Genomic DNA, 26,737 nt, shown 5'->3' on the forward strand with positions numbered 1-26,737 from the left:
TCCGGCGCCAGCGTCAACAGCTTCTTTGGCATCGCCACCATGGTGATCTCCATCCCGACAGGAGCGAAGATTTTCAACTGGCTGTTCACCATGTACCGCGGCTCGATTCGCTACGAGCTGCCGATGATGTGGGTGGTCGCCTTCATCCTGACCTTCACGGTCGGCGGGATGACGGGCGTGCTGCTGGCGGTGCCGCCGGCCGACTTCGTGCTGCACAATTCGCTGTTCCTGGTGGCGCACTTCCATAACGTGATCATCGGCGGCGTGCTGTTCGGCTTGTTTGCGGGCATTGAGTACTGGTTCCCCAAGGCGTTTGGCTTCAAGCTCGACAAGAAGTGGGGCCTGGTTCATTTCTGGGGCTGGGTGATCGGCTATTGGGTCGCCTGGACGCCGATCTACATCGTCGGGCTGATGGGCACGACCCGCCGCATGCGGCAGTTCGACGACCCCACGCTGCAGCCCTTCTTCGTCATCGCGGCGATCGGCGCGGGCATCATTCTCATCGGAATCATCGGCTTCCTGATCGGGCTGGTGGTGAGCATTCGCAACCGCGAGCAGCTGAAGGACACCACCGGCGATCCGTGGGACGGCCGTACGCTGGAGTGGGCGACCACCTCGCCCCCGCCGCCGTACAACTTCGCCTTCACCCCGGTCGTGCACGACCTTGATGCCTGGTACGACATGAAGAGCCGCGCCTACCGGCATCCCAAGGGCGGCTTCCGGCCGATCCACATGCCCAAGAACACGGGCGTCGGGGTGATCCTGGCGGGGCTGTCGACGGTGCTGGGCTTCGCCATGGTATGGTACATGTGGTGGCTGGCGGCGCTGGCCTTCGGCGGGCTGCTGGCGGTCGCGATCGGGCACACCTTTAACTACAACCGGGACTATCACATCCCGGCCGAGGAGGTGGAGCGGTTCGAGGCGCGACGGAATAGCTTCACCCCGGCACCCACGCCCTCGGGCGCTGCGCCCGGGGCGGCCCAGCCGGTAGGGGCCTGAGCGATGGCGGACGCGCTCGACCGGCAGGCCCAAGCGGAAGCGGCGGCGAGCCCGACCTGGCACCTGGCACAGGATGACCACGGCCACGGTCACGGAAGCCCGACCATCCTGGGCTTCTGGATCTACCTGATGAGCGACGCGCTGCTTTTCGCCGCGCTATTCGCGACCTATGGCGTGCTCAGCACCAGCTACGCCGGCGGGCCGACCCCGCGGGAGCTGTTCGACCTGCCGCTGGTGGCGCTCAACACCGCCATTCTGCTGGTGTCGTCGATCACCTACGGCTTCGCCATGCTGGCGATGGAACGCGGCGCGCTGCGCGGCACGCAGCTGTGGCTGCTGGTCACCGGGCTGTTCGGCGTCGCCTTCGTGGGCGTCGAGCTCTACGAGTTCAGCCACCTGATCGCGGAAGGGGCGACGCCGCAGCGCAGCGGCTTCCTGTCGGGCTTCTTCACCCTGGTCGCCACGCACGGGCTGCACGTCACGGTCGGGATCGTCTGGATCCTGGTCATGCTGGTGCAGCTGCAGCAGCGCGGCCTGCACCTCGACAACAAGCGCAGCCTGCTGTGCCTGTCGATGTTCTGGCATTTCCTGGACGTCATCTGGATCGGCGTCTTTACCTTCGTCTACCTGCTTGGGATGCTGCGATGAGTTCGACGAACGCCACCGTTCACCAGGGCGAGGCGCACGACGCCGCGCTGCACGAACATGGCGACACGCACGGCCACGGCAGCAAGCGCAGCTACCTCATTGGCTTCGGCCTGTCGGCGGTGCTGACCGCCATTCCGTTCTGGATGGTCATGACCGGGTCGTTCAGCCCCGGCGTGACTGCCGCGACCGTGATCGTGCTGGCAGTGGTGCAGATCCTGGTGCACACCGTCTGCTTCCTCCACGTCAACACGCAGGCGGAGGGCGGCTGGACGCTGATCGCCTATGTGTTCACCGGCGTTATCGTGCTGATCACCATCCTGGGGTCGTTGTGGATCATGTACCACCTCAACACCAACATGATGCCGGGCATGATGACGGGCGAGGTCAGCAACACGCCGTGAGCGCCGGCGGGGTCAGGCGCTGGTTCCTGCCTGCGCTCTGCCTGGTCTTGGCGCTGCTGTTCACCGCGCTAGGCGTATGGCAGCTCGAGCGGCGCGCGTGGAAGCTCGACCTGATCGAGCGGGTGGACGCCCGGGTGATTGCGCCGCCGCAGCCGGTACCGCCGCGTGGCGCGTGGGGCAGCCTTGATCCGCGCAAAGCCGAGTACCGGCGAGTGCGGGCAATGGGCGAGTTCCTGCACGACCGCGAGACGCTGGTGGACGCACTGACCGAGCGGGGCGCGGGCGCGTGGGTGCTCACGCCGTTGCGCACGCTGCAGGGCACGATCCTGGTCAACCGCGGCTTCGTGCCGCCGGACCGCCGGGCCCCGAAGACCCGTGCTGCGGCGCAGCCCCTAGGCGAGGTGACGGTGACCGGGCTGCTGCGCGTCACCGAGCCCAACGGCCGCGTCCTTCGCGCCAACCGACCCGCCGAGAACCGCTGGTACTCGCGCGACGTTCAGGCGATCGCCCGCGCCCGCGACCTGGGGCAGGTTGCGCCCTTCTTCATCGACGCGGACGCTAAGGCCAACCCGGGCGGCTATCCGGTGGGCGGGCTGACGGTGATCAGCTTCCGTAACACGCACCTCATCTACGCGCTGACCTGGTTCGGGCTGGCTGCCCTGTCGGTCGTCGGCCTGTTCCTGCTGCTGAAACCGGCGCACAAGCCCGGCTGATGGACGCCCCGCTCCTCGCCCTGACGCGCCCGCCGTCCGGCGGGCTGCCCGGCCGCCCGCCCAACGAGGCCTCGGCGGAGAACATGCGGCAGCTGATCCAGCTGCGCTGGCTGGCGGTGGCGGGCCAGCTGGTGGCCATCCTGCTGGCGCATTTCGGGCTGAGCGTCCCCCTGCCACTCGGTCCCATGCTGGGCGTGGTCGCGCTGCTGGCGCTGGCCAACCTGCTGTTCACCGCGACGCTGCGCCGCCACTGGATCGTGCCGGGCGAGCTGCTGCTGGCGCTTCTGCTCGACATGACGGCGCTGACCACGCAGCTGTACCTGAGCGGCGGGGCGACCAACCCGTTCGTCTCACTCTACTTGCTGCAGGTGGTGCTGGGCGCGATCCTGCTCAGCCCATGGATGGTGTGGCTGCTGGTGGCGGTGACCGTCGCCGCCTACGCCTTCCTGGCCGACCATCACCTGCCCCTGCGCTTCCCCCCGACCTTCTGGGACTATCCCGCGGACCTGTCGCTGATCGGCCAGTGGGTCAGCTTCGCCATGGTCGCCACCCTGCTGGTGCTGTTTATCACCCGCATCAGCCGCAACCTTCGCGCCCGTGACGCCTATGTCGCGGAGCTCGGCCAGCGCGCGGCGGAGGAGGACGGCATAGTCCGCATGGGCCTGTTCGCCAGCGGCGCCGCGCACGAGCTTGGCACTCCCCTCTCCTCCCTGTCCGTGCTCGTCGCCGACTGGCAGCGCGACCTGGCCTTTGCCGGCAATCCGCAGCTCGCCGAGGAGCTGGCCGACGCGCAAGGAGAGCTCGTGCGCTGCAAGGAGATCGTGTCCAACATCCTCCATTCCGCTGGCCAGGCGCGCGGCGAAGCCATGGCGTCGGTGCGGGTGGAAGCCTTGCTGGACGAGATCGTGGACGCGTGGCGCTCGTCCCACGGGGCGATCCCTCTCGACTATCGGAGCGAGCGGCTCGACGGCGCTACCGTGGCGGCCGAGCCCGCCTTGCGGCAGGCGATCTGGAGCCTGTTGGAGAATGCGGCGGACGCCTCAATGGACGGGATCGCCCTGTCGGCGGAAGTCGCCGGCGACCGGCTGACGATCGCGGTCTTGGATGCGGGACCGGGCTTCTCGGAAGCGCAGCTGGCGAAGGTCGGGCAGCTGTATCAGTCGAGCAAGGGCGCTGGCCACGGCCTCGGCTTATTTCTCGCGAGCAACGTCGCTCGGCGGCTGGGCGGAACGCTTGAAGCGACCAATCGTCCGGGAGGAGGCGCGATCGTGCGACTCCTGCTGCCGCTCGCATCGTCGCGGACGTACGGGGAGAGCTGAGGTGGAGCCGGCTGAGCCCAAGCACTTGGTGATCGTGGAAGACGACGCCACTTTCGCGCGGACCCTGTGCCGCTCGTTCGAGCGGCGCGGCTACCGCGCGCAGGTCGCCGCCAGTCCGGAGGAACTCGACCGCCTGCTCGAGGGCGAGCGCCCCGACTATGCGGTGGTGGACCTAAAGCTGGGCACCGGCTCCGGCCTGCCGTGCGTGCGCACCCTGCACGAACTCAACCCGGCGATGCGGATCGTGGTCCTGACCGGCTATGCCAGCATCGGCACGGCGGTGGAAGCGATCAAGCTGGGGGCGTCGCACTATCTGCCCAAGCCGTCCAACACCGACGACATAGAGGCGGCGTTCGGCCGGGCCGAGGGCGACGAAGCCGTTCCGATCACCAACCAGCCGACCTCCATCAAGACGTTGGAATGGGAGCACATCAACGAAACGCTGGCGGACACCGGCTTCAACATCTCGGAGACGGCGCGGCGGCTGGGAATGCACCGGCGGACGCTCGCCCGGAAGCTGGAGAAGCGGCCAGTCAGGTAGGCACGTCCGGCCTACGTTCGGCGGGTACCAACGGCCGAGTAGCGCGGTCGGATCGCGGCCACTGCGGAGCGGAACTCGAGCGAAGCCGTTGGCCGATCATGCTCGAACAGGCGGGGGTCGGCCGCCAGGAGGTCCCGCAGGCGGTGCGCCAGCGGGCGGAGGGGCGCCCGGTCGAGCCGGTACGCGGTGCTGAGGCGCGGTTCGAACAGCCGCTCCCGCAGTCGGAGCGCGGCGCGCCTAGCGAGCGGGAGATCGGCTAGGAAGTGGCCGGGGTTGCCCCTTGTGTTCGGCTGCGCCTCATCGTCGCGAAAGAGCAGCATGCTGGCCGCCTTCTTGGTCATGCCGAAAGCGCTTCGCGGAACGCCGGCTTCCTCGGCGATGCGTCGAGGGATCGGCCGGTCGTAGCCGCCGCCGACCGCCCAGGGCGCCATCTCCGCGCCGTTGCTTATCGCCGCGATCTCCGCGTGCCGAAGCGCGCCGATGAACGGCACGGGCAGGTGAATGAAGCCGGTGCGGAGCCGGAACTCCCCCATGCTCGACCCACTGATGTCGCCGCGCCCCAGCACCACGTTCGGCTTCGCGTCGCGCGACCAGATCTTGTCGCCATGGAAGCCGGTCAGCAGCACCGATCCTGCGACCGCCGAATCGAAGGCGGAGTAGATGACGTCCTCCCCGCCCATGCCGGTGGCAACGAACTCGGCCATCTGCTCCGGCGTGGCGCGAGCGATGCGCTCGAACGGCTGCAGCTCCACGCCGAGCAGCGCGGCGATCTCCGCGCCGCTATCGTCCACCCCGCCCCGCGCGGTGGTCAGCGTCACCGCCCGGTCGCACCCCAGCTCGCGGGCGAGCACCAGGCAGGCGGTGGAGTCATAGCCGGAGGAACAGGTGCTGACTGGGCGATAGCGGCGCCGGCGGGCGGCATCGGCAGCGTTCAAGAAGATTGCCGCGAGCTCGCTGCGCAAGCTGTCGCGATAAGCCTGGAAGGTGGGACATGGGCCGAGCGTCGGCTTGCGCAGCTGCTCCGTCCGGCCATCCGGCCGCAACAACAGATTGCCGTGCAGCAGCCGCTCGACGGGTCCGCGGTCGGTAGAGATCAGTGGCCGTGCATAGTCCTCGATGCCGAGGACCGCGGACGCGAAGCGCCGGCCGCAGTGCGGATCGTAGGCGGGCGTCGCTCCCAGCCGCTCAAGCACAAAGACCAGCGAGTTGGAGATGGTGAAGCAGCCGTCGCCAGCGTGGTGGTATAGCCCTTCAAGCGTGTGCGAGGGCGGGATGAACAGCACCCCATCACCGCTCAGCGCAGCGCCCGATCCCACCACGGTCGCGGCCGATGCGAGATCCTGCTGGGCGAAGGCCCCCGCCCACGCACCCTCGAAGACGAAGCCGGGACCCGCCTCCACCGCTTCTCCGTGATAGAAGGTGACGCCGCCTGCCGCGCACTCCGCGAGCCACGCCATTGGTGGCAGGGATGCAACAAGATCGGTGTTCCAGATCAAGAGGTATCAGCTCCTGCAACTCCGCCCCTGGCAGCATAACGCGGGAGGTGGACGCCCTATCCTCCAGCCGTGTCCGCGACTTTGAAGCGAGCATTCGCATCGTTCGCGGCCCTCGGCTGTTTTGAGCTACAACAGGTCGATCGAGGAATCGGCAGCATGATGAACCACACAATGGAAGTGGGCCAGCGCACCAGCGACGGAGCGCGGGGCACGAGCCTCGTCCTCGGCGATCCGGCACGAGCGGAGGTTAGCGGACCTCAGGTCGTTGGTGAGGCCGAGGCAGCCATGCGGCGCTACGCCGATGAGCGGACGGCGCGATCCGGTACCGCCCACATCCCGCGCTGGCGGCTGCTGCTGGCCCTGACCAAGCAGACGCTCAAGAATGCCCCGCACGTACGCGGCGAAGCCGGCCTGTCGGTCTGGGGGTTGTTCAAGGACGGCTGGCGGACCTGCACCCGGGAGCGATGCTGGCCGGCGGGCTATTACAAGTTCAAGCTGTACCGCCCGGATCGCCGCCCGATTGCCAGTCGGTTTGTGCACGAGCAGACGGGTCTGTTCGTGATGCGCGATCTCAACGACGCCGACGACGTGGCGGTGCTGGACGACAAGCTGGAGTTCGCCGCCGCCTGCACCCGGCTCGGCCTGCCGCACGTGGAGACGGTCGCCTACTTTAAGGACGGCGAGGTGGTCGAGCGCGCCGGGACAGGGACGGGACTGCCGGCGGAGGACCTGTTCATCAAGTCGACCAACCTGCTGTGCGGGCGCGGCGTCCAGCGCTGGCGCTACGATCGGCAGTCCGGGCGCTACCGGCGCGAAGGCCTGTTGCTGACCGCAGCGGAGCTGTTCGAGCACATCCGGCAGATGTCGCAGTCGGGCGTCAGGGACCCATGGTGGAAGCGGGCACGGTCGTACATTCCCAAGCTCGGGTACGAGCTGGAGCGGGAGGATCGCCAACCCCGGCCTTACATCATCCAGCGTGAACTCAAGAACCACCCGGCCATGGAGCGCTTCACCAACGGTTCGCTGTGCACCGTGCGGGTGGTCACCGCGCGGGCGGCAGATGGGGAGCCGCAGCTCATCACCGCGGTTCTGCGAATGCCGACCGGAAGCAGCAGCGTCGACAATTTCGCGGCCGGAGGACTCGCCAGCCCGATCGATCTCAAAACAGGCCGGCTTGGTGCCGCGGTCTACAAGGACCCGCGCAAGCCCGACCTCGAACTACATCCGAACTCCGGCGAGCGGATCGCCAGCGAAACTGTGCCCTCCTGGAGCGAAGTGTTGGCGCTGAGCCTAAGGGCACACCGGTCCTTTCCCAAAGTGGCGACCGTCGGCTGGGACGTGGCGCTCACGACGGAGGGCCCCAAGCTGATCGAGGCCAACCCCGGCTGGTGCGTGGAGGTAGTGCAGATGGCCCACGGCGAACCGCTGGGCGCAACGGCATGGCCCAAGCTGCTGATGACGCACGCAGAATTGGCGGGCACAACCCAAATTCCGGAGCGGCAAGGGTGAGCAGGCTGAAAGACAGCGCACGCGATCTATACCTGCATGCACTTGGCGTAATGCCGGCGCGCTGGGCCCTGCGGGTCCAGTTCGTTCGCGCTATGGGCTACAACCCTCACTTCCGTCGGCCGCGGACCTTCAGCGAGCGCCTCCAGGCGCGCAAGCTCCGCGTCCCGAACGAGGAGCTCTACGCCCGCCTCGCGGACAAGCTCGCGGTAAAGGCGCATGTCGCGAAGCTGATCGGCGAGCAGTATCTCATCCCGACCCTGTGGTCGGGCCCCACCCTCCCGCCGAGAGCCGAACGCACCTGGCCGATCCCCTTCGTGCTCAAGGCCAACCACGGGTCCGGCTTGAACCACTTCGTGCGGGACGCTGCCGAGCTGGATTGGGCGGAAATGGAGGCGCTGTCGGCCGACTGGATGGTCAAGCCGTGGCAGCCCTATCTTCACGAACATTGGTACGACCGCATCCCGCGGCAGCTACTGGTGGAACCGCTGATCGGAAACGGGCCGCTGAACGACTATAAATTACTCGTCTTCAATGGGCGGGTCCATTTCGTCCAGGTCGACAGCCGCCGCTTCACCGATCATCGGCGGACCTTCTTCAGCCCGTTGTGGGAGCTGCAACCGTTCAGGCTGCGATTCGAGCGGGAAACCGACGAGCTGCCCCGGCCGCCGCACTTGCGGCTGATGATCGAACTGGCGGAGCGCCTCGGCGCGGGTTTCGACTTCGTCCGGGTCGACTTCTACGATCTGCCGGACGGACCGTTGTTCGGCGAGATGACCTTTACGCCCGGCGCGGGCTGCGATCCCTTCTACCCGCCGGAATATGACCTGCGCCTGGGTGAGCTTTGGCCAGCGGCGGCGGAATCGCCCGAAGTGCGTGCGCGCGGCGAACTGCTGGAAGCATAAAACAAGGACGGCGTTAACCACGCTTTTCACGGGGCCGGCCTTGTCGCGCGCTGCGCTTGGCCGTTATGGCGCACTTGGCCCCATGCTTGCTCCATCGGAGCTTCCGGCAAGCTTGGCGCCAAGATCGCCTTCATCGGGATGTTTGCGTGAGAAGCTTCGGTCAACGGCTATTCAAGGGCTCGCGCCGCACGCAAGCCGACAGCGTAGACGCTGGAATCCCCGATCCGGTCGCGGGCAACGCCGGTCAACCTGCCAGGCCACGGGTGGTGGGCACGGCCGCCCTTTGGTCCGTTGGCAACGCCTTCACCGCGCAGGCGATCTCCTTGCTCGCCTTTCTGGTCACCGCCAGGTTCATCAGTCCGGAAGCCTTTGGTCTCGTCGCGGTGGCCACGCTGCTGGTCGAGCTAACGAAGCGCATTCTGGTGGAGCCGCTGGCCATCAGGTTGATGACCATGAACAATCCCGGCGAGCAGGACTATGACGATTGCTTCTCGTATACGGTGGTGCTCGGAATCGTTGGCACGCTGTTCATCTTGGCACTGGCCAAGCCGCTGGCGATGTTGGCCGGCCTGCCTGAACTGGCCGTCATCCTCTACGTGATGGCGGGCATGCTGGTGAGCATGGGCCTGTCGCGTACGCATGAGGTCTGGTACGCCAAGCGTTACGAGTTCCGGCTACTGGCGATCCGGTCGTCGGCCGCGGCCATATTGGGTGGAGCGACGGGCGTGACCATGGCCCTGACGGGGTACGGGGTGTGGAGCCTGGTCGCCCAGCAGATCGTTACTTCCGTAGCGTCCTTCATTCTGCTGTTCCTGTTCAGCCGATGGCGGCCGCACTTCCGGCTGGCGGTGGGTGGCAGCCTGCGGAACCTGCTTGGGGTCAAGCACTACGTTTTCACCAATGTCGTCGGGTTCGCGGGGACGCAAACCGACGTGTTCTTCGTGACCTCCTCCCTCGGCGCCGCCGCGGGCGGCCTATACAGCGCCGCCAAGCGGTTGATCCTGGCCGCGAACCTCATCGTCATCAACTCGGTGCAGGGGGTGATTCTGACCTCCTTCGCGGAACGCAACCAGAGCCCGCGCGCGTACCAGATCCATCTCGACTCCCTGGAGATCTTTGCGCTGATCATCACGCCGCTGTTCGTCGGGCTGGCGGTGCTCAGCGAGGATGTGATCGCCGTTCTGCTGAGTGCGGCCTGGCTCCCTTCAAGCGCCATCCTGGCGGCCCTGTCCTATGCAGCACTGGGCGGCGGGATAGCGTTGGTGGTCGTCAACTATCTGATGGCTGCCGGCGCGGACCGATCGCGCACGGCAGTGATCGTCGGGACGGCGGTGATCACCGTCGCCGCCCTGCCCTTCGTGGCACCCTTCGGAGCGACGATCGTGGCGTGGTTCATGGCCGGCATGGCGTGGCTGTCGCTGCTTGCTCTGGCATGGGTCGCAGCGGCGCGATCGCGGGTGTCGTTGCTGCAGCCGCTCCAGGTTCTCTTGCTGCCAGTCGCTGGGGGAGCGGCCATGCTTGGCGCCGATGCGCTGATCGACCTCGACCTGTCCTCCCTGTTGCGGCTGCTGATCATGCCGCCAGTGCTGTTTGCGACCTACCTGGCGGTGGTGGGCATGCTAGGCTTCGCGACCGAAGCGCGGGCGGTCGTGCACCTGCGAAACGCCCTCGCGAAGCGAAGGGCGGCGAGGTAAGTTTGGGGCTATCCGGCGGATCGCCTCCTTCACCCGGATGAGCCCGACGAATTTGGCGCCGTAGGCTCTGGTCGGGTCCGGAACTTGTTGTTAAGTCTCGCTTATGGGGGAGCGGTTCAAGGCGCTGGGTGCCTGGGTCAAACGACACAAGTTCTGGTCGGCAGTGATCCTGCTGGCGCTGGCCTTTGTGGTCTACCAATCGGTCAAGCCGACCACTTACGACTACAGCTACGTGACCGACCCGGCGACCCGCGGTGCGGTCGAGCGCAAGGTCACGGCCAGCGGCAAGCTGCGGGCGCTGAACACCATCAAGGTGGGCGCGGAGGTGTCCGGCCAGATCACCCGCGTTTACGTCGACTTCAACTCACCCGTCAGGGCCGGGCAGGTGTTGGCCGAGATCGACCCGACCCGGCTGCGCGCACGGGTGCAGCAGGTGCGCGCGCAGGTCGCCACCGCACAGGCCGCACTGGCGCAGGCCAACGCCGCTGCCGCCAAGGCGTCAACCGACATCGGTATCCAGCAGCGCGAATATGCCAGGCGTGAACGGCTGGCGGACAGCGGCTACCTGTCGCGCTCCACCCTGGACGTGGCGGAGGGAACGCTGGCGAACGCGCAGGCCGGACGGCGGACCAGCGCGGCGCAGATCGCCAGCGCCCGGGCGCAGATCGCGCAGGCCAACGCGGAACTTTCGTCCGCGCTGCTCGACCTGTCGCGAACCAGGATCATCGCACCCGCGTCGGGAGTGATCATCAACAAGCTGGTGGAACCCGGCACCACCGTCGCGGCGAGCTTCCAGACCCCCAACCTGTTCGAGATCGCCGCCGACACGACCCGGATGCAGGTCGAGGCGTCGGTCGACGAATCCGACATCGGCCAGGTGCGGGTCGGGCAGGACGTCAGCTTCACCGTCGACGCCTACCCCAACGAGCGCTTCAAGGCGGTCGTGCGGCAGATCCGCCAGGCGGCGGTCGAAAACGCGAACCTGGTCAGCTACCTCGTCATCCTCGACGTCGATAACCGCGGCGGCAAGCTGCTGCCGGGCATGACGGCCAACGTGGAGGTCGTTACCGGCCGGGTCGCGAACGCGGTTCGAGTGCCGACCACTGCGCTGCGCTTCCGCCCCAAGCCCGGCGACCGTCCGGGAGGATCGGCACCGCAAGGCGGCAAGACGGTGTTCGTCCCGACCGCCGACCCCTATAAGCCTGCGCGGCGGAATGTGCGGGTCGGCCTGCAGGGCGAGGACTTCGTGGAGGTCACAAACGGGCTTCGCGCCGGCGAGCGGGTGCTGGTGCGCGCCAAGTCTTCCGCTCCCAGCCGCGAGGTGGATGACGAAGGCGACCCGGGCAATGGCGACTGACCCGCCGCTGCTCGAGACCCGCGGGCTCGAAAAGGAGTACAGCCTGGGCGGCGAAACGGTGCGAGCGGTCGCGGGAGTTTCGCTGAGCGTCCGCCGGGGCGAGTTCGTCGCGATCATGGGGGCGAGCGGGTCGGGCAAGTCGACCTTCATGAACATGATCGGGGCGCTGGACCTGCCGACCCGCGGGCAGTTGCTGCTCGACGGCACCGACCTTGCCAGCCTGTCCTCCGACGCGCTGGCCGCTATCCGCAATCGCAAGATCGGCTTCGTCTTTCAGCAGTTCAACCTGCTCGCCCGAACGAGTGCCGTGGACAATGTCGCGACCCCGCTCATCTACGCCGGCCTCCCGGCAGCCGAGCGGCGGGCCCGGGCGGCCGCTAAGCTCGGGGCAATGGGGTTGGGGGACCGGATGGACCACACCCCGGCCAAGCTGTCCGGCGGGCAGCAGCAGCGGGTGGCGATCGCCCGGGCGCTGGTCACCGAACCGCTGATGCTGCTGGCCGACGAGCCGACGGGAGCGCTCGACACCGCGACTTCCGAAGAGATCATGAAGCTGTTCGGGCAGCTCAACGACGACGGCATCACGGTCGTCCTGGTGACCCACGAGCCGGATATCGCCCAATATGCTGCCCGCCGCATCCTCTTTCGCGACGGCCGGGTGGTCGAGGACCAGCCGGTGAACGACCGGCGCCGGGCGGCATGAGCCTGCGCCGCACCCTGTCCGGCGGGCTGGTCAACGTGGGCATCGCGCTCACGGCGCTACGCACCAACCTCATGCGTTCGATCCTGACGGCGCTGGGGGTGATGATCGGTGTGCTGGCGGTGATCCTGGCGACCGCGGTCGGCAGCGGTGCCCAGGTGTCGGTCGAGAACACCATTGCCCAGCTCGGCTCCAACATGGCCCTCGTGTTTCCCCAGCCCGATACCGAGAACGGCGGTCCCAGCCGCGACACGGGCAAGCTGACGGAGCGCGATGCCCGAGCGATCGAGCGCTCGGTCCCGGGCGTGACCGCGATCGCCCCTCAGCTGCGCGCCTCCATCCAGCTGTCCATCCCGGCGCGGCGGATCAGCACAGGCGGCATCGGCGTGACCGACGGCTACGGCACCGTCACCAACACCGACGTGGAGCTGGGGCGCATGGTCACCTCGGCCGACGTGCAGGCGGCGGCGCGGGTCATCGTCCTGGGGCCGACGGTCGCGACCAAGCTGTTCGGCGATCTCGACCCGGTGGGACAAAGCATACGCGTCGACAAGGTCCCGTTCCGGGTCGTTGGGGTACTCGCGGCCAAGGGCTCCAGCCTTGGCACCGACAATGACGACGTCGCGCTGGTGCCTATCAGCACCGCGCGCCAACGCTTCGCCACCGACCTCAAGGGTCCCGACGACCTTGCCATGCTGTTCGTCGGGTTCGATCCCGCGGTCGCCCTCGAGGACGCCAAGGCGGACCTCGTGCGCCTGCTGCGCGACCGCTATAGCGTGGGGCGAGGCGACGTGCAGCCCTTCACGGTGCGGACCACCGAGGAGTTCCAGGAGCAGTCTGCGACCGTGACCGGCGTCTTCCAGGCGGTGCTGGTGGCGATCGCCTCCATCTCGCTGCTGGTCGGCGGGATCGGCATCATGAACATCATGCTGGTGAGCGTCACGGAACGAACGCGCGAGATCGGCCTGCGCATGGCGCTTGGCGCCCGCCGCCGTGACATTCGCAATCAGTTCCTGGTCGAGGCCGCGGTGCTGTGCACCATCGGCGGGATGCTCGGTCTCATCCTGGCGGTGGTCGCCGCGCGCATCTTCGAGCGCGCGGCCGAGTTCCCCGCGCCCGTCGGCCTGCCGGTGGCGGTCGGCAGCATCCTGTTCAGCGCGCTGATCGGGCTCGCCTTTGGCGGCTACCCCGCCGTCCGCGCCAGCCGCCTGAGCCCGATCGAGGCACTCCGCAGCGAGTAGGTTACCAGTTGGCAACCGTCAGCGTTGTAGGAGTGGCGCGCCCGGAACGATTCGAACGTCCGACCCTCAGATTCGTAGTCTGATGCTCTATCCAGCTGAGCTACGGGCGCGTGCCGTCGCGGCACTTAGGGGGATGCGGTACCTGGCGCAAGCCCTTGGGCGCGCGATTGCGCGGCCGCGGGACAGTGCCTAGACCGACTTGGTGAGAGCCATTCTGCCGCTGCTGGTGTTCGCCGCCGCCTCCTGTTCCAGCGTGAGGGACGCGCCCTCGCTCGCCCCCCGCGCGTCAGAGGGCATCGACCCGCGGCTGCCGGTGGCGGACACGAGCGCCGCGACGCCGGCCGACCCGGCACTGGCCGCGGAACTCGCCCCGCTGGTGTCCGCTGCGCACACCGCCTCCGGCCGTTTCGAGGTCGCGATCGCCCGCGCAGAACAGCTCGCGGCGGCTGCCGGACCTCGCCAGAGCGACAGCTGGGTTGCGGCGCAGCAGGCGCTCTCGGCGGCGGTGGCGGAGCGCTATCCCGTGACCCGCGCGCTGGCCGACATCGATGCGTTGGCAACCGCGCGGGTGGTCGGCGGCCGGCAGCTCGGGCTCGCCGACCAGCAGGCGGTGCGGGATGCTGCGGCGGCGGTCGGGGCGATCGATGCGCGGCAGGCGGCACGGGTCGCAGCCGTGCAGCGGAGACTGGGCGGCTAGGCCAGCGCCGCCGCCCGCGCGGCTGGCCACCCCTCGGCATCGATGCGATGGACGATCGTGAGCTCAGCGGAACCGTAGCCAGGGACGAACTGCCCCACGAAATCGAGATCGTCGCGGCGGACCATGCCGAGGCGGCGCATTAGTCCCTGGCTGTCGGTGTTCCCGGGAACGGTCAGGGCCACCACGTGCGGCGCCCGGAAGCGATCGAAGGCAAGGTCGAGCGAGGCGATCGCGGCTTCCTTGGCATAGCCCTGCCCCCAGGCATCCTCGCGCAGGCGCCAGCCGACCTCGAACTCGCCGTGGAGGTCCTCGCCGCCCGGCGAGTTGACGCGCTTGAGGCCGCAAAAGCCGAGCAGCGCCCCACCCAACTTGCGCTCGACGATCCAGAAGGTGTGGCCATGGTCGCGCTGGAGCGCATCCCAGCGGTCGAACGCGGCCGTGCAGGCGGCTTCGTCCTGCACGCCGCCGAGCCAACGCATCACCGCTGGCGTGTTGAGGTGGCGGCTGAACTCCTCCCGGTCGTCGTCGCGCCAGGTGCGCAGCCGGAGGCGCTCCGTTTCGGCGACGACCTCAGCCACCGATCAGCCTCGCCGCGTCGAGCGCGTGGTAGCTGAGCACGCCGGTTGCGCCGGCCCGCTTGAAGGCCAGCAGCGTTTCCAGGATCAGCGCATCCCGCTCGCCCGCGCCGGCTGCGGCGGCATGCTCGATCATCGCATATTCGCCGCTCACCTGATAGGCGAACACCGGCAGCCGGAACTCGCGCCGGACCGCGGCGACGATGTCGAGGTACGGCAGGCCCGGCTTGACCATCACCATGTCCGCGCCCTCGGCCACGTCCAGCGCCACCTCGCGCAGCGCTTCGGCGCCGTTCGCAGGATCCATCTGGTAGCTGCGCTTGTCGCCCTTCAGCAGGCCGCGCGAGCCGACCGCGTCGCGGAACGGGCCGTAAAAGGCGGAGGCGTACTTCGCGGCATAGGCCATGATCGCGGTGTCGCAGCGCCCTCCCCGCTCCAGCGCCGCCCGGATCGCGCCGACCCGGCCGTCCATCATGTCTGAGGGCGCGACGATGTCCGCCCCCGCCTCGGCCTGCAGCAGCGCCTGCTCGACCAGCACGGCGGTGGTCTCGTCGTTGCGGACGCAGCCGCGCTCGTCGACCAGCCCGTCGTGCCCGTGCGCCGTATAGGGGTCGAGCGCCACGTCGGTCAGCACGCCAATTTCCGGGCAGGCGTCCTTCACCGCTCTTACCGCCTGGCAGATGAGGTTGTCGCGGTAGAGCGCCTCGCGCCCGTCCTCCGTGCGCAGGTCGGCGGGGGTGTTGGGGAACAAGGCAACACAGGGGATGCCGAGCGCCGCCGCTTCCCGGGCCTGCCCGCCGATGCGGTCGACCGTCCAGCGGCTGAGCCCCGGCAGCGCCGGGATCGGTTCCTCACATCCCCGGCCCGCACAGACGAACAGTGGGAGGATGAGGTCGCTCGGGTGCAGCCGGTGCTCTGCCAGCATCGCCCGCATCCAAGCCGTGGAGCGGCCGCGGCGCATGCGGGTGGCGGGAAAGCTGGCGTAGGTCATCGCCGGCGCCTGTAGCGGGAAAGAAGGCGGCTCCCAAGCATTGTGCAGGCATGCCAACCGATTCGCTTCCGAAACAGGCTGTGCTGGTGGTCAACGCGATGAGCCGGCGCGGCGAGGCGGCGTTCGAAGAGGTGTGCCAGCTGCTGGCGGACCACGGGATCGAGCTGCTCGGCGCATACGCAGTGACCGAGCCGGACGATATGCGGCCGACGGTGCAGCGGGCGCTGGCGGACAAGGCACCGATGATCATCGTGGGCGGCGGCGATGGATCGCTCTCGACGACCATTGACGACTTCCTGGGCACCGACACGGTGTTCGCGTTGCTGCCGCTGGGCACCGCCAACAGCTTCGCGCGGACGCTCGGAATCGGGACGGACATGGCGGCCGCGATCGACACCATCGCGAACGGCCGCAAGCTGCGGATCGACCTGGGCGCGATCGACGGCGACTATTTTGCCAATGCCGCGGCCATGGGCCTCAGCCCGCTGATCGCCGAAACGGTACCGCACAAGCTCAAGCGCTACCTCGGCATGTTCGGCTACATGCTTTGGGCGCTGCGGGTCGCCTTTAAGTTCCGGCCGTTCCGCCTCCATGTCCATGACGGGCAGCGGCTGCACAAGGCCTGGGCCACCGAAGTGCGCGTCTTCAACGGCCGCTTCCATGGGGGCATCGAGCTCAGCGACGACGCCAGCGTGCAGAGCGGGGAGATCATCGTGCAGGCGGTCACCGGCCGCAGCGTCGTCGGCTTGGCATGGAGCTGGTTCACGACGCTGTTCAAGCTGCGGGCGCGCGAGCAGACGACGACCGACTACCGCGGCCGGCGGCTGGAGATCGTGACCCGGCCGCGGCAGAAGATCTCGATCGATGGGGAGCTGAGCGCGAAGACTCCGGTCACTGCGTCGGTTGCGCGGGCCGCGGTGTGGGTAGCCGCGCCGCAGGACACGGTTGCCTGATGGAAGAGTATCTGAAGACCGGCACGCTGTTCCTGTCGAGCCTCGCCGAGGGCGCGGCCGGACTGGTCATCGCCTTCGCGGTGCTCGAAGCCATCGTTCGCTCGGTGGTCCTGTTCCTACCGGCGCAGTGGCGCGGCTCGGCCACCCATCACCTGATGGAGAAGGAGGAGGTGCGGCTGCGGCTCGGCCGCTGGCTGGCTGTGGCGCTGGAGTTCCTGCTGGCGGCCGACATCCTGCGCACCGCGGTGGCGCCGAGCTGGGACGAGATCGGGAAGCTGGCCGCGGTCGCGACGCTGAGGACGGTGCTCAACTACTTCCTGCAGAAGGAGATCGACCGGGCGCGAGTCCGTTCAGCCGAGCCTTCCCAAGGCGGCTGACAGTCGCTCCGCTTCTGCCGCACGAGCGGCGTGGTCGGCGCGGGCTTTCTCCACCGCTTCCGGCTTGGCGCGCCCGGTAAAGCTCGGGTTGGCGAGGCGCGCGGCCAGGCTGTCGCGCTCCTTCTCGGCGGCGGCGATTGCCTTGGCGAGGCGAGCGCCTTCGGCGTCGAGGTCGATGGCATCACCGAGTGGGAAGGCGATGGTGACGCCTGCTGCGGAGATTTGCACGGAGCTGGCCGGCGCGCTCTCGGCCGCCACGGGCGGCGCAAGCTTGGCCATGCGGTCGAGGGTCGCCGCATTCGTAGCAAGGGATTGCAGTACCTCATCACTCGCACCGATCAGGTGCGGCGTTAGCTTGGCAGTCCAGGGGATGTTGAGCTCGGCACGCAGCGCCCGAGCTTGAGCGATGACGTCCACCAAGCCGCCGACCTCAATCCGGGCAGTGCCGTCCGCGCTTGCGTTCGGCTCCGGCCAGCGCGCGACGATGAGGTCGTAAGGTCGCGGGTGAGCGGGGTCGGCCATCGCGTGCCACAGCTCCTCGGTGACGAAGGGCATGAACGGGTGGAGCATGACCAGGATTTGGTCGAATGCCCAGGCTGCAACGATCTTGGTCTCCTCGTCGAAGCTGCCCTTCACCAGCTCCACATACCAGTCGCAGAAAGTGCCCCAGGTGAAATGGTATATGGCGTCCGCCATGCCGTCGAAGCGGAGTTCGTCAAAGGCACGGTTGAGCTTGGCGAGGGTCTCGACGACCTCGCCGATGATCCAGCGGTTGACCGGGAGCGTGGCCGCAGGCGCTTCGATCGAGGTGCTCGCGCCGACGCCGTTGCCCTTGAGGAAGCGCGCCGCGTTCCATAGCTTGGTCGCAAAGTTGCGGTAGCCCTCGACCCGCTTTTCATCGAGCTTGATGTCGCGGCCTTGGCTTTCCATCGCCGCCAGGGTGAAGCGCAGCGCGTCGGCGCCGTAGCGGTCGATCAGGCCGAGCGGGTCGACGGTGTTGCCCTTGGACTTCGACATCTTCTGGCCCTGCGCGTCGCGGACCAGACCGTGGAGGTAGAGCGTGCGCCACGGCACCTCCCCCATGAACTCCAGCCCCTGCATTGCCATCCGCGCATCCCAGAAGAACAGGATGTCAAAGCCAGAGATGAGCACGTCGTTGGGGTAATGGCGGGCGAGATCGGGCGTCTGCTCGGGCCAGCCGAGCGTGGCGAACGGCCACAGCGCTGAGGAGAACCAGGTATCGAGGACGTCCGGGTCACGAACAAGCACGTATTTGTCAGCGTCAAACATGTCGTAATGAGCGACTGCGTCCTCGTAGTTGTCTTCGAACATGATTTTGCGCCCAGCAGCATCCTTCTCAGCCTGCTTGGCTGCTGCGACCTCGTCCTCAGCAACGTAGATGCGAAGGTCGCTAGGTTCGACACTCGCTGCGGTCCAAGCCGGTATCCGGTGCCCCCACCAAAGCTGTCGACTGACGCACCAGGGCTGAATGCCCTCCAGCCAATTGAACCAAGTCTTGGACCAGCTTTCCGGCAGGATCTTGATCGCGCCCGAACGGGTGGCCTCCAGCACCGGGCCGACCAGCTTGGCGGCGTCGACATACCATTGGTCGGTCAGCCAGGGTTCGATCACCACGCCCGAGCGGTCGCCGAAGGGCGTTGCGATGGTGCGGTCCTCGACCTTCACCAGCGCGCCTTCGTCGTGCAGCAGCTGGACCACTCGGTTGCGCGCATCGAAGCGCTCTCGGCCGAGCAGTTCCTCGGGGATCAGGCCGTCCGCGGTCTGCACCACATGCGCCCGCGCATCGAGCATGTTGAGCATGTCGGCGGCCTTGATTCCTGCCCGCCTGCCCACCTCATAGTCGTTGAAGTCGTGCCCCGGCGTGATCTTAACCGCACCGCTTCCGAGCTCCGGGTCGGCATGCTCGTCGGTGATGATCGGGATCAGCCGGCCGGTGATCGGCAGCCTGACGTGCTTGCCGACCAGGCCGCGGTAGCGCTCGTCCTCCGGGTGCACCGCAACGCCCATGTCGGCCAGCATCGTCTCGGGCCGCGTGGTCGCGACCTCGACGTGGCCGGAGCCGTCCGCCAGCGGGTAGCGCAGCGTCCAGAACTTGCCCGCCACCTCGTTGGTCTCGACCTCCAGGTCCGAGATGGCCGTGCCGAACTTGGGATCCCAGTTGACCAGCCGTTTGTCGCGGTAGAGCAGCCCGCGGCGGTGCAGCTCGACGAACACATGGGTGACCGCGCGGCTGAAGCCTTCGTCCATGGTGAAGCGCTCGCCCGCCCAATCGCACGAGGCGCCGAGGCGGCGAAGCTGGCGGGTGATCTGGCCGCCACTCTCCCCTTTCCACTCCCATACCTTCTGCACAAACTCATCGCGGGTGAAGTCGGTGCGCTTCTGCTGCTTCTCCGCCAGCTGCCGCTCCACCACCATCTGGGTGGCGATGCCCGCATGGTCGGTGCCCACCACCCATAGCGCGTCCTTGCCCTGCATCCGCGCCCGGCGGGTGAGAATGTCCTGCAACGTGTTATCGAGCGCATGACCGATGTGCAGCGCGCCGGTAACGTTGGGCGGCGGCATGACGATGGTGAACGGCTCGCCCTCGGCGCGCTCGGGGCGGAACAGGCCCTGGCTCTCCCAATGCGCGTACCAGCGGGCTTCGATCGGGCCGGGCTCGAAGGTCTTGGGGAGGTCGGTCATATGCGGCGGCGGTTAGCGGATGGGTGCCAATACGCACAACCGTCATGCTGAACTTGTTTCAGCATCCATCCCGACTCCAAAGCTTAGCTGTCGCGGAGGAATGGACCCTGAAACGAGTTCAGGGTGACGATTACTGCTGGCCCGACACGGTGCCCGCACTCCCCGTGTACTTATCAAGCCACCCCTGCACCTCGCCGTACCACTGGATTGAGTTCTTGGGCTTCAGCACCCAATGGTTTTCGTCGGGGAAGCGGAGCAGACGCGAGGGCACGCCCCGGCGCTGGAGAGCGGTGAAGGCGGCGATGCCCTGCGGATAGGGGATGCGGTAGTCGCGGTCGCCGATCACCACCAGCATCGGCGTCTTCCACTTGCTGACATGCAGCAGCGGGTTCCAGCGCTCATATTCCTGCGGCACGTCGTAAGGCGTTCCGCCGAACTCCTGCTCGGTGAACCACAGCTCCTCGGTCATGAAACCCATCGACCGGGTGTCGAACACACCGTTGTGGCTGACCAGGCAGTTGAAGCCGTCCGGCCACTGCCCGGCGATCCAGTAGGCCATGTAGCCGCCGTAGGATGCACCCAGCGCGCAGGCGCGGCTGCGGTCGAGCTGCGGGTCGGTGGCGACGGCGTGGGCGAGGCCGAGCTTCAGGTCCTGCAGCGGCTTGCCGCCCCAGTCGCGTGTGATGCTGTCGGTGAAGGCTTGGCCGTACCCCGTGGAGCCGTGGAAATCGACGCTGACCACGCCATAGCCGGGCGAGGCGAAGACGCGCGGGTTCCAGCGGTACGACCAGCCGTTGCCGCTGCTGCCCTGCGGCCCGCCGTGGACCACGAAGGCGATCGGCAGCTTGCCGCGGGCGTTCTGCGGCTTGACCTTGATCCCCCAAACTCGGTCGTTGTTGGCGCCGGCGAAGCTGAACCGCTCGAAGCTGACCGGGTCGAGCTCGGCCAGCAGCTCGCGGTTGACGGCCGTGAGCTGGCTGGCGCGGCCGCGGCGGTCGACCCGATGGAGGTCATCAGGCTTGTGCACCGTGTTGAGCGTGTAGAGCACCGACCCGTCGCGCAGCACCCGGGCGTTGTGCGCGGTGCCGTCGCCGGTCAGGCGGGTGACGCGGCCACTCCCCACGTCTACGCGGAACAGCGGGTTGTCGAGCGTGTCCTGCGCATCGACTACGATGCTGCGGGCGTCCGGCGCCCAGGCGATGGAGCCGACCGAACGGTCCCACCCTCCCGTCAGCGGCCGCACCTGCCCGGAGGCGAGATCGCGCAGCATCAGCACCTGCCGGTCGGACTCGTAGCCCGGCCGCGCCATGGCGACATAGGCCAGCGTGCGGCCGTCGGGCGACACGGTCGGCAGCGTGTCGGTCCCGTCGTTCGGGTCGGTGAGGTTGGTCGGCGGCGCGCTGCCGTCCGCAGGCGCCGCAAAGATGTCGAGGTTGGTCGAGGTCGCCTCGACTCGCCCAGCCTCGCGCAGGGCGAAGTAGACGGTCCGGCCGTCGCGGGAGAAGGCGATTTCCTCGCCGCCGCCGAACGGCTTGGACGGCGTGTCGCCGACGAGGTTGCCGGTGACCCGCACGCCCATACCGGTCAGCCGATCATTTTCAACCGGGAAGCTGTAGATGCGCGAGCGGACCCCCGGCTCCACCCAGGTATCCCAGTGGCGCACGAACAGCTCGTCGAAGACCTGGCCGGTGCCGCCCGGCTTGGCCGGCAGGGTGGTCGCGGCGCAGGGCAGGTCGGGGCAGTCCGGGCGGTCGGCCCAGACGATCACCCGGTCGCCCGTCGGCGCGATCTTAAAGCCTGAGATGTCGGCGCCGAAGTCGCTGATCGCGACCGCTTGCCCACCCAGCGGCATGCGGTGGAGCTGGTCGCGCTCGCCCACCGCCTTGAGGAAGTAGAGCGCTCCGTCCGGACCCCAGGTTGCCGAATGGCCTCCTTCGACTCCCGGCACCGGCTGCAGGGTCGCGCCGCGGCGAGTGAGATCGAGCATGGTGAGGGTGTTGTTGCGCTTGTTCGCCGGAAGGTCGGTGGTGGACAGGGAGAAGACCGCGGTGCGCCCGTCTGGCGAGACCTCCGCCGCGCCCAGACGGCGCATGGTGTGCATGTCGGTTGCGGTCATCGGCCGCGCGGCGGCGGCGGTCGGCAGGGCGAATGCGGCGAACGCCGCGGCGGCAAGGAAAGCGTGCTTCTTCATGGGTGCGTGAGGTAGCAGGGGCGCGATGAACCGCAAGCCACCGCGCCGGAGGCACCGCGGCGGACGCGGAGCCCAGCCGTCCGTCCGATGACCTCAGGCCGCCGGGCCCCGGCGTCCACCGGGGTGACGGAAGTCAGAACCGCTGCCCGGTGATCCGGCTGATTTCGCGCTTCACATGTTCGTCGACGATGGCCGGCAGGTGCTGGTCGAGCCAATCCTTGAGCACCGGCCGGAGCATCTCGCGGACCATGGCCTCCAATGGGCTGACCTCCGGTTGCGGTGGAGCGATGGCGGCGACCTGCTGGAGCTGCTCGAGCCGGCTCCTGCTGACCTCCGCCGCGTCCGGCGACACCAGCGGCGGACCGAGGTCCACCTCCGGCAAGTTCATCTCCTCGACGATCGGCTGGTCAAGCTCCAGCACCTCATCGCCGTAAGGAGGCGTTTGCTCATCCTCTTCGACGTGGTCCGGAGTCGACCGCGGGATGGCCGCGCGCAGCTGCTTTTCCTCCGCGATCACCTTTTTGATGGAGGCGAGGATGTCTTCCATCGAGGGCTCATGCCGGTCTGCCATGGACAGGGTGCTAGCCTTAACGCGGCGGCCCTGCCACCCCTGCCGGCTGTTCGGTCCCGGTCACGGTGCGCGTGGAGGTCGGCTGCCGGCGCCGCTCGCCCGCCCAATCGTTCCAGCCGCGGTTGACTCGGCGGTAGTTGCCGGTGGGATCGTACAGCGCGCCGCCTTCCAGCCCGAGGTCGTCCGCCTCGGCCTGGCCCATGGCGTTCAGCAGCTGAAAGCCCGCGACATAGGCATCGCGGCGAGCGCTCACGAGCTGCACCTGGCTATTCAGCAGCTCCTGCTCGGCGTTGAGCACTTCCAGCACCGTGCGCGTGCCCACGCTGCGCTCGGCGCGGGCGCCTTCCAGCGCCAGCTCATTGGCGGATACGGCCACCTGGTTGGATTGGATGGCGCGCTGCGACGCCTCATAACTAGCGAAGGACGCGCGGGTGTTGGCGACCACCGCCCGCTCGGTTCCGACCGTCTGCTCCAGCAGCTGAGCTTCCTGGGCCTGAGCCTGGCGGATGCGCGCCGCGGGCAGGCCGCCTTGGTAGAGCGGAATGCTGGTGTTCACCCCGACCTGAGTCTCCGTGCCCGCGCGCGGCAGCGATCGCCCGGTGAACGGATCGGACGCATCCCCCCCGAGTGAATTGACATAGGTGCCCGACGCAACGCCCGAAACGGTCGGCAGCCGGTCCGCCCGGACGACCCGCACGTCGAGCCCGGCCGCCTGGGCCTGCCGCACCGTGGCGATGATGTCAGGGTTCTCGACCAGCGCGATCCGCACCGCTTCCTCGGCCGTGGTCGGCAGCGGCGGTAACGGCGGCGGCGGCGCCAGCGCGTCCGGACGGCGGCCGATCACCCGGCGGTAATTCTCCTCGCTCCCAGCGAGCCGGGCCTGCGCGGTCGCCAGGTTGGAGCGGGCGAGGCTGAGGCGGGCTTCCGACTGGGCCACGTCCGTGCGGGTCACGTCGCCGATCTCGAACCGGTCGCGGGTCGCTTCGAGGTTGGTGGTGAGCACCCTCACCTGGCTCTGATTGAGGTCAACGATCGCGCGGTCGCGGATCACGTCCATGTAGGCGGCGGTCGCTTCCGCGAAAATGTCGCCTTCAACCGCCCGGAGCAGCGCCCGCCCGGCCTCGACCCGGGTCTCGGCCGCGCGGATCGAGTTACGGACCCGCCCGCCCTGGAACAGCGGCACCGACAGGTCGAGGCCGCCGTTGATGTTGGGTCCCTTGCCCGCGCCCGTGTTGAGCACGCCCGAGCGGGTCAGGTCGCGGTTGACGCCGACCGATGCCCCGACCTGGGGCCGGCCCTGAGCACGCGCGATCGCCACTCCGGCGTCCGTGCCGCGCAGCACCTCGCGCTGGGCGTTCACCGTGGGGTTGCTTCGGTAGGTCGAAACCAGGGCTTCGCGCAGCGTGTCGGCGGACGCGGGCGCGGCCAACACCAGGGCGCCCAGCGCCGCTGTGGCAAGCAGATGCTTCACTCGAAAACTCCCTAGAAGGTGAAAACCCGCGGGCGCTGGAAGCCCGGCAGCAGTGCGGCAGACCCGTCCGCGATGAAGTTGATCCCGAAGGCGCCGCCTGCCTTGCGGCCGATGACCAACCGCTGAACTCCGCGCTCCAGCATGCAGGCGCCCAGCCGGCCGCGCTCCCCCAGCTGCCCGGTGAGCGACTCGGGCAGGAACTCGACCGCCCCGTCGATCAGGATCAGGTCGTAGGGCGCGCCCGCGGGATCGCCGGCGGTGAGGTCGCCGTCTTCGCACTCGCGAACTTCAAGCCCCATCTCCCGCAGCACGGCCGCGGCATAGGCGGGCGCGGTGCCGATCACCAGCGCGCGCTCGCCCCCGCGGGGCGCAAGCTCGGTCAGCAAGCGGCCCAGGGTCGCCGGCGGGTTCAGGAACCTGCCCCCGCCCAGATCCACGATCCGATCGATATAAGCGGCGGCGCGGCGCTCGTCCGGCACGAACTGCTCGCGCGGAACGACCGCCATTGCCGCGACGACCGACGAGTCGGTGACCGCCTGCGGCCGCAGCTGACTGTCGATCATGGCTCGCCGAGCCGCTTCGAACTCCATTCCTGATCCTTCGCGAGGGCTGCTGTCTTATTACAATAACACAGCGATGTTGCAACCGGTCTTACACGGCGGTCCCGCCCGGCCTCAAGTGCGTCGCTGCGACGTTGGTCGAGCCTCCGGGCAAGCACGTCGACGAGCTTGCCCCGTTGCGGCGCCTCAGACGCTTAGAGATCCGTCCAGCGCAAGGCTCGCTGGTGCGCGGCGAAGAGTGGGCGCTGCGTAGCCCACGCGGCGGAGGTAAGCGCCCGTCCACTGCCAGATGGCCAGGGTCATCGCCCAGCCGATCAGCCCGTCCACCGCATAATGCCAGCCGGTGTGCACGGAGCCGACCAGGATCAGCAGCGCAAACAGCCGGGTCGCGAGACGCAGCGTCAGGCCCGCGCGAGCGGTCGCGAGCACGTAGAGCATGCAGATGGCGTTGTGCATCGACGGTGCCGCCGAGATGCCGCGGCCGAACGCATATCCCTGAACGACGTGGGACTCCCACAGCACCGCCTGCCACTTGACCGCGCCCATCCCCACTGCATCATTCTGCGCCTGGAGGCGCTCCATCAGCGGCTGGAACCAGACCGCAGTGTCGGCCCCGATGTTGGCCGAAAAGCACGGACCGGCCGAGGACAGCAGGTAGGCGCCGACAATCCCGATCAGCAGCCAGGACTGCGCAAAGGTCAGGAAGTAGCGGGCGCGCAGTTCCGGCTTGGCGAGGGTGGCGACCAGGACGCCGACCATAACCAAGGGCACCCACAAAGTATAGCCGACGTCGATAAAGCGGGTTGGGAGTTGCGAGCCGAACAGCCCGTGCGTGATCCGCCACGGGTCCACTCCCAGGAACAGGATGCGGTCGAGGCGGGCCAGCGCGTCGTCCCACACGAACGGTCGGGCGAGCGGCATGGCCATCTTCAGGACTCCGTACGAAGCCATCAGCACGGGCACGGCGAACAGCACCCCCAGCGTGCCGCCGGCGGACGCGGGCGAGCCGAACCGCTCAAGGAGGGCGCGCCCGGTCGCCTGCAGCGGCCGCGGCTCGCGGCGGACCGCGCACACGGCGACGAAGCAGATAAAAGCGAGGAACAGCACCGGGGGCGCGAACAACAGGATGTCGGCAGCGTAGCGCCCCATGATCGCGAACGGCTCCATGGCCTGCCGTTCGCCGACTGCCACCGCGAAGACGAACATGCCGCCGACGATGGCGAAGAAAGGCATCAGCCAGCGCGCTTCGGAGGACCAGCCTTTCAATTTCCGCCCTTTCCCGCCCTTCGCCAACCGGGGTGGAGCAACAGGGTTAATATTGGTTGAAGTGCGCCGAACTCCGTTGCTGCGATGCCAGTGGCGGGTGAAAGGCACTGCGGCATGCGCGTTCCTGGTTGACAGGCTCGGCCAACCCGAACACATCCGCCGCTCCGGCCCGATGGCGGAGTGGTTACGCAGAGGACTGCAAATCCTTGCACGCCGGTTCGATTCCGGCTCGGGCCTCCACCCACATTCGCGGAGTTAAGTCTCCGCTCGCGGTCCCAGGTTTTGGGGGCAGAACCGCGCCTTTTGACCGGCAAAGCGTGCCCAGAGACGGTCACCTCGACGCGAATGAAGATGCCCTCTCGCCAATCGTCTCCGGTTCAAAACGCGACCTCGATCAGAGGGCCGTTCTAAGCCTAACCGGACTTTTGGCAGAGTCCGCCGAACCCCACCATTGGTGGCGCTGCGCTGCGCTCACGAAGGCAGACGCTTGTTCAGCTTAGCCTAGTGTCTGCTCTTGGTGGGAAGCGGAACGGCTGCTTTCGGGTGAGTGCCGGTGGGAAGCAGACGTTCGCCCGTGCGAAGGAGCCGGCAGCTCAGCGCCCATCGCGGACGTCGAACAAGGTTGCACCGGCACCCGTAAGCGGACGCTCGTGACGGCATGTGCTCACCTCCAGCGTTCCATAAGGACAGCTCTGCCCCAGCGTGTATCCAGCGGGCCATCTACAATCGTGAAGCCGGCATGCTCGTAAGCCCGAATGGCTCGTCCGTTGTCGGGATGGGGGTCCGTGCCGATCGCGGGGACGCCTATCGAGAACAGCTGCTCGCAATGCGCACTTACAAAGGCACGGCCGTGGCCGCAGCC

At 68.0% G+C, this 26,737-nt stretch carries 24 protein-coding genes and 2 tRNA genes; 16 read left to right on the forward strand and 10 right to left on the reverse strand.

Annotated elements, in window-relative coordinates:
* The 6 genes from QZX62_RS09805 to QZX62_RS09830 form a co-directional block, all read left to right on the forward strand.
* Positions 1-999, forward strand: a 999-nt coding sequence (locus QZX62_RS09805; protein ID WP_294174065.1) for a cbb3-type cytochrome c oxidase subunit I, incomplete at its 5' end; no start/stop codon positions are given.
* 3 nt (positions 1,000-1,002) lie between these two features.
* Positions 1,003-1,647, forward strand: coding sequence for a cytochrome o ubiquinol oxidase subunit III (gene cyoC, locus QZX62_RS09810; RefSeq protein ID WP_294174067.1), 645 nt, complete (start codon positions 1,003-1,005; stop codon positions 1,645-1,647).
* The gene (cyoD, locus tag QZX62_RS09815; RefSeq protein WP_294174071.1) at positions 1,644-2,048 is read left to right on the forward strand and encodes a cytochrome o ubiquinol oxidase subunit IV; all 405 of its coding nucleotides are present in this window, start codon (positions 1,644-1,646) and stop codon (positions 2,046-2,048) included. The genes cyoC and cyoD overlap by 4 nt, the downstream gene beginning before the upstream one ends.
* Positions 2,045-2,761: an SURF1 family protein gene (locus QZX62_RS09820; protein ID WP_294174073.1), complete on the forward strand. Its 717-nt coding sequence runs from the start codon at positions 2,045-2,047 to the stop codon at positions 2,759-2,761. The genes cyoD and QZX62_RS09820 overlap by 4 nt, the downstream gene beginning before the upstream one ends.
* Positions 2,761-4,080, forward strand: coding sequence for an ATP-binding protein (locus QZX62_RS09825; protein ID WP_294174075.1), 1,320 nt, complete (start codon positions 2,761-2,763; stop codon positions 4,078-4,080). The genes QZX62_RS09820 and QZX62_RS09825 overlap by 1 nt, the downstream gene beginning before the upstream one ends.
* 1 nt (position 4,081) lies before the next feature.
* Positions 4,082-4,621, forward strand: a complete 540-nt coding sequence (locus QZX62_RS09830; RefSeq protein WP_294174077.1) for a response regulator transcription factor — start codon at positions 4,082-4,084, stop codon at positions 4,619-4,621.
* A gap of 11 nt (positions 4,622-4,632) precedes the next feature.
* Here QZX62_RS09830 and QZX62_RS09835 read toward each other — a convergent pair whose 3' ends face one another.
* Positions 4,633-6,078 (reverse strand): hypothetical protein, encoded by a 1,446-nt coding sequence (locus tag QZX62_RS09835; protein ID WP_294174079.1) that lies wholly within the window; start codon positions 6,076-6,078, stop codon positions 4,633-4,635.
* Positions 6,079-6,273: 195 nt separating this feature from the next.
* On the opposite strand from QZX62_RS09835, the gene QZX62_RS09840 reads away from it, so the two are divergent.
* The 6 genes from QZX62_RS09840 (at position 6,274) to QZX62_RS09865 (ending at position 13,520) form a co-directional block, all read left to right on the forward strand.
* Positions 6,274-7,626: a sugar-transfer associated ATP-grasp domain-containing protein gene (locus tag QZX62_RS09840; protein ID WP_294174081.1), complete on the forward strand. Its 1,353-nt coding sequence runs from the start codon at positions 6,274-6,276 to the stop codon at positions 7,624-7,626.
* Between the two features lie 50 nt (positions 7,627-7,676).
* Positions 7,677-8,528 carry an ATP-grasp fold amidoligase family protein gene (locus QZX62_RS09845; protein WP_294174083.1) on the forward strand — a complete coding sequence of 284 codons (852 nt, stop codon included), beginning with the start codon at positions 7,677-7,679 and terminating at the stop codon, positions 8,526-8,528.
* Between the two features lie 146 nt (positions 8,529-8,674).
* Complete coding sequence (locus tag QZX62_RS09850; protein WP_294174085.1) at positions 8,675-10,222, forward strand: oligosaccharide flippase family protein; 1,548 nt, start codon at positions 8,675-8,677, stop codon at positions 10,220-10,222.
* 103 nt (positions 10,223-10,325) lie between these two features.
* Positions 10,326-11,579 (forward strand): efflux RND transporter periplasmic adaptor subunit, encoded by a 1,254-nt coding sequence (locus QZX62_RS09855; protein ID WP_294174087.1) that lies wholly within the window; start codon positions 10,326-10,328, stop codon positions 11,577-11,579.
* The gene (locus tag QZX62_RS09860) at positions 11,569-12,282 is read left to right on the forward strand and encodes an ABC transporter ATP-binding protein (protein WP_294174088.1); all 714 of its coding nucleotides are present in this window, start codon (positions 11,569-11,571) and stop codon (positions 12,280-12,282) included. The genes QZX62_RS09855 and QZX62_RS09860 overlap by 11 nt, the downstream gene beginning before the upstream one ends.
* Complete coding sequence (locus tag QZX62_RS09865; protein WP_294174089.1) at positions 12,279-13,520, forward strand: ABC transporter permease; 1,242 nt, start codon at positions 12,279-12,281, stop codon at positions 13,518-13,520. Before QZX62_RS09860 ends, QZX62_RS09865 begins: the two co-directional genes overlap by 4 nt.
* A gap of 33 nt (positions 13,521-13,553) precedes the next feature.
* Here QZX62_RS09865 and QZX62_RS09870 read toward each other — a convergent pair.
* Positions 13,554-13,630 (reverse strand) — tRNA-Arg (locus tag QZX62_RS09870).
* Between the two features lie 92 nt (positions 13,631-13,722).
* Between QZX62_RS09870 and QZX62_RS09875 the strand changes: the two genes are divergently transcribed.
* The gene (locus QZX62_RS09875) at positions 13,723-14,217 is read left to right on the forward strand and encodes a hypothetical protein (RefSeq protein ID WP_294174090.1); all 495 of its coding nucleotides are present in this window, start codon (positions 13,723-13,725) and stop codon (positions 14,215-14,217) included.
* On the opposite strand, the gene QZX62_RS09880 is transcribed toward QZX62_RS09875, so the two are convergent.
* The gene (locus tag QZX62_RS09880) at positions 14,214-14,795 is read right to left on the reverse strand and encodes a GNAT family N-acetyltransferase (RefSeq protein WP_294174093.1); all 582 of its coding nucleotides are present in this window, start codon (positions 14,793-14,795) and stop codon (positions 14,214-14,216) included. The genes QZX62_RS09875 and QZX62_RS09880 overlap by 4 nt on opposite strands.
* Positions 14,788-15,783: a porphobilinogen synthase gene (gene hemB, locus QZX62_RS09885; RefSeq protein ID WP_294174095.1), complete on the reverse strand. Its 996-nt coding sequence runs from the start codon at positions 15,781-15,783 to the stop codon at positions 14,788-14,790. The genes QZX62_RS09880 and hemB overlap by 8 nt, the downstream gene beginning before the upstream one ends.
* A gap of 50 nt (positions 15,784-15,833) precedes the next feature.
* Here hemB and QZX62_RS09890 point away from each other — a divergent pair, with 50 nt between their 5' ends.
* Together QZX62_RS09890 and QZX62_RS09895 are read left to right on the forward strand one after the other, a co-directional pair.
* The gene (locus QZX62_RS09890) at positions 15,834-16,736 is read left to right on the forward strand and encodes a diacylglycerol kinase family protein (RefSeq protein WP_294174097.1); all 903 of its coding nucleotides are present in this window, start codon (positions 15,834-15,836) and stop codon (positions 16,734-16,736) included.
* Positions 16,736-17,113: a DUF1622 domain-containing protein gene (locus QZX62_RS09895; protein WP_294174098.1), complete on the forward strand. Its 378-nt coding sequence runs from the start codon at positions 16,736-16,738 to the stop codon at positions 17,111-17,113. Before QZX62_RS09890 ends, QZX62_RS09895 begins: the two co-directional genes overlap by 1 nt.
* On the opposite strand, the gene QZX62_RS09900 is transcribed toward QZX62_RS09895, so the two are convergent.
* The 6 genes from QZX62_RS09900 to QZX62_RS09925 form a co-directional block, all read right to left on the reverse strand.
* Positions 17,087-19,816 (reverse strand): valine--tRNA ligase, encoded by a 2,730-nt coding sequence (locus tag QZX62_RS09900; RefSeq protein WP_294174099.1) that lies wholly within the window; start codon positions 19,814-19,816, stop codon positions 17,087-17,089. The two genes, QZX62_RS09895 and QZX62_RS09900, sit on opposite strands and share 27 nt — an antisense overlap.
* Before the next feature lie 130 nt (positions 19,817-19,946).
* Positions 19,947-22,007 carry a S9 family peptidase gene (locus QZX62_RS09905; protein WP_294174100.1) on the reverse strand — a complete coding sequence of 687 codons (2,061 nt, stop codon included), beginning with the start codon at positions 22,005-22,007 and terminating at the stop codon, positions 19,947-19,949.
* A 133-nt stretch (positions 22,008-22,140) separates the two neighbouring features.
* Positions 22,141-22,578 (reverse strand): DUF2497 domain-containing protein, encoded by a 438-nt coding sequence (locus QZX62_RS09910; RefSeq protein WP_294174101.1) that lies wholly within the window; start codon positions 22,576-22,578, stop codon positions 22,141-22,143.
* Positions 22,579-22,594: 16 nt separating this feature from the next.
* Positions 22,595-24,049 carry a TolC family outer membrane protein gene (locus tag QZX62_RS09915; RefSeq protein WP_294174102.1) on the reverse strand — a complete coding sequence of 485 codons (1,455 nt, stop codon included), beginning with the start codon at positions 24,047-24,049 and terminating at the stop codon, positions 22,595-22,597.
* Positions 24,050-24,060: 11 nt separating this feature from the next.
* Complete coding sequence (locus QZX62_RS09920; protein WP_294174104.1) at positions 24,061-24,639, reverse strand: protein-L-isoaspartate O-methyltransferase; 579 nt, start codon at positions 24,637-24,639, stop codon at positions 24,061-24,063.
* Between the two features lie 156 nt (positions 24,640-24,795).
* Entirely contained in the window at positions 24,796-25,875 is a 1,080-nt protein-coding gene (locus tag QZX62_RS09925; protein ID WP_294174107.1) for a phosphatase PAP2 family protein, read from the reverse strand.
* Positions 25,876-26,041: 166 nt separating this feature from the next.
* Here QZX62_RS09925 and QZX62_RS09930 point away from each other — a divergent pair.
* Positions 26,042-26,115: transfer RNA gene (locus QZX62_RS09930), tRNA-Cys, on the forward strand.
* Positions 26,116-26,737 lie beyond the last annotated feature (622 nt).

The sequence above is a fragment of the uncultured Sphingomonas sp. genome (assembly GCF_902806265.1).
Classification (GTDB): domain Bacteria; phylum Pseudomonadota; class Alphaproteobacteria; order Sphingomonadales; family Sphingomonadaceae; genus Sphingomicrobium.

Coding starts and splice junctions, on each gene's coding strand:
- QZX62_RS09825 (WP_294174075.1), top strand. CDS start 2,761: ATGGACGCCCCGCTCCTCGCCCTGACGCGCCCGCCGTCCGGCGGGCTG.
- QZX62_RS09865 (WP_294174089.1), top strand. CDS start 12,279: ATGAGCCTGCGCCGCACCCTGTCCGGCGGGCTGGTCAACGTGGGCATC.
- QZX62_RS09910 (WP_294174101.1), bottom strand. CDS start 22,578: ATGGCAGACCGGCATGAGCCCTCGATGGAAGACATCCTCGCCTCCATC.
- cyoD (WP_294174071.1), top strand. CDS start 1,644: ATGAGTTCGACGAACGCCACCGTTCACCAGGGCGAGGCGCACGACGCC.
- QZX62_RS09845 (WP_294174083.1), top strand. CDS start 7,677: ATGCCGGCGCGCTGGGCCCTGCGGGTCCAGTTCGTTCGCGCTATGGGC.
- cyoC (WP_294174067.1), top strand. CDS start 1,003: ATGGCGGACGCGCTCGACCGGCAGGCCCAAGCGGAAGCGGCGGCGAGC.
- QZX62_RS09895 (WP_294174098.1), top strand. CDS start 16,736: ATGGAAGAGTATCTGAAGACCGGCACGCTGTTCCTGTCGAGCCTCGCC.
- QZX62_RS09855 (WP_294174087.1), top strand. CDS start 10,326: ATGGGGGAGCGGTTCAAGGCGCTGGGTGCCTGGGTCAAACGACACAAG.
- QZX62_RS09890 (WP_294174097.1), top strand. CDS start 15,834: ATGCCAACCGATTCGCTTCCGAAACAGGCTGTGCTGGTGGTCAACGCG.
- QZX62_RS09900 (WP_294174099.1), bottom strand. CDS start 19,816: ATGACCGACCTCCCCAAGACCTTCGAGCCCGGCCCGATCGAAGCCCGC.
- QZX62_RS09860 (WP_294174088.1), top strand. CDS start 11,569: ATGGCGACTGACCCGCCGCTGCTCGAGACCCGCGGGCTCGAAAAGGAG.
- QZX62_RS09905 (WP_294174100.1), bottom strand. CDS start 22,007: ATGAAGAAGCACGCTTTCCTTGCCGCCGCGGCGTTCGCCGCATTCGCC.
- QZX62_RS09920 (WP_294174104.1), bottom strand. CDS start 24,639: ATGGAGTTCGAAGCGGCTCGGCGAGCCATGATCGACAGTCAGCTGCGG.
- QZX62_RS09835 (WP_294174079.1), bottom strand. CDS start 6,078: ATGGCGTGGCTCGCGGAGTGCGCGGCAGGCGGCGTCACCTTCTATCAC.
- QZX62_RS09840 (WP_294174081.1), top strand. CDS start 6,274: ATGATGAACCACACAATGGAAGTGGGCCAGCGCACCAGCGACGGAGCG.
- hemB (WP_294174095.1), bottom strand. CDS start 15,783: ATGACCTACGCCAGCTTTCCCGCCACCCGCATGCGCCGCGGCCGCTCC.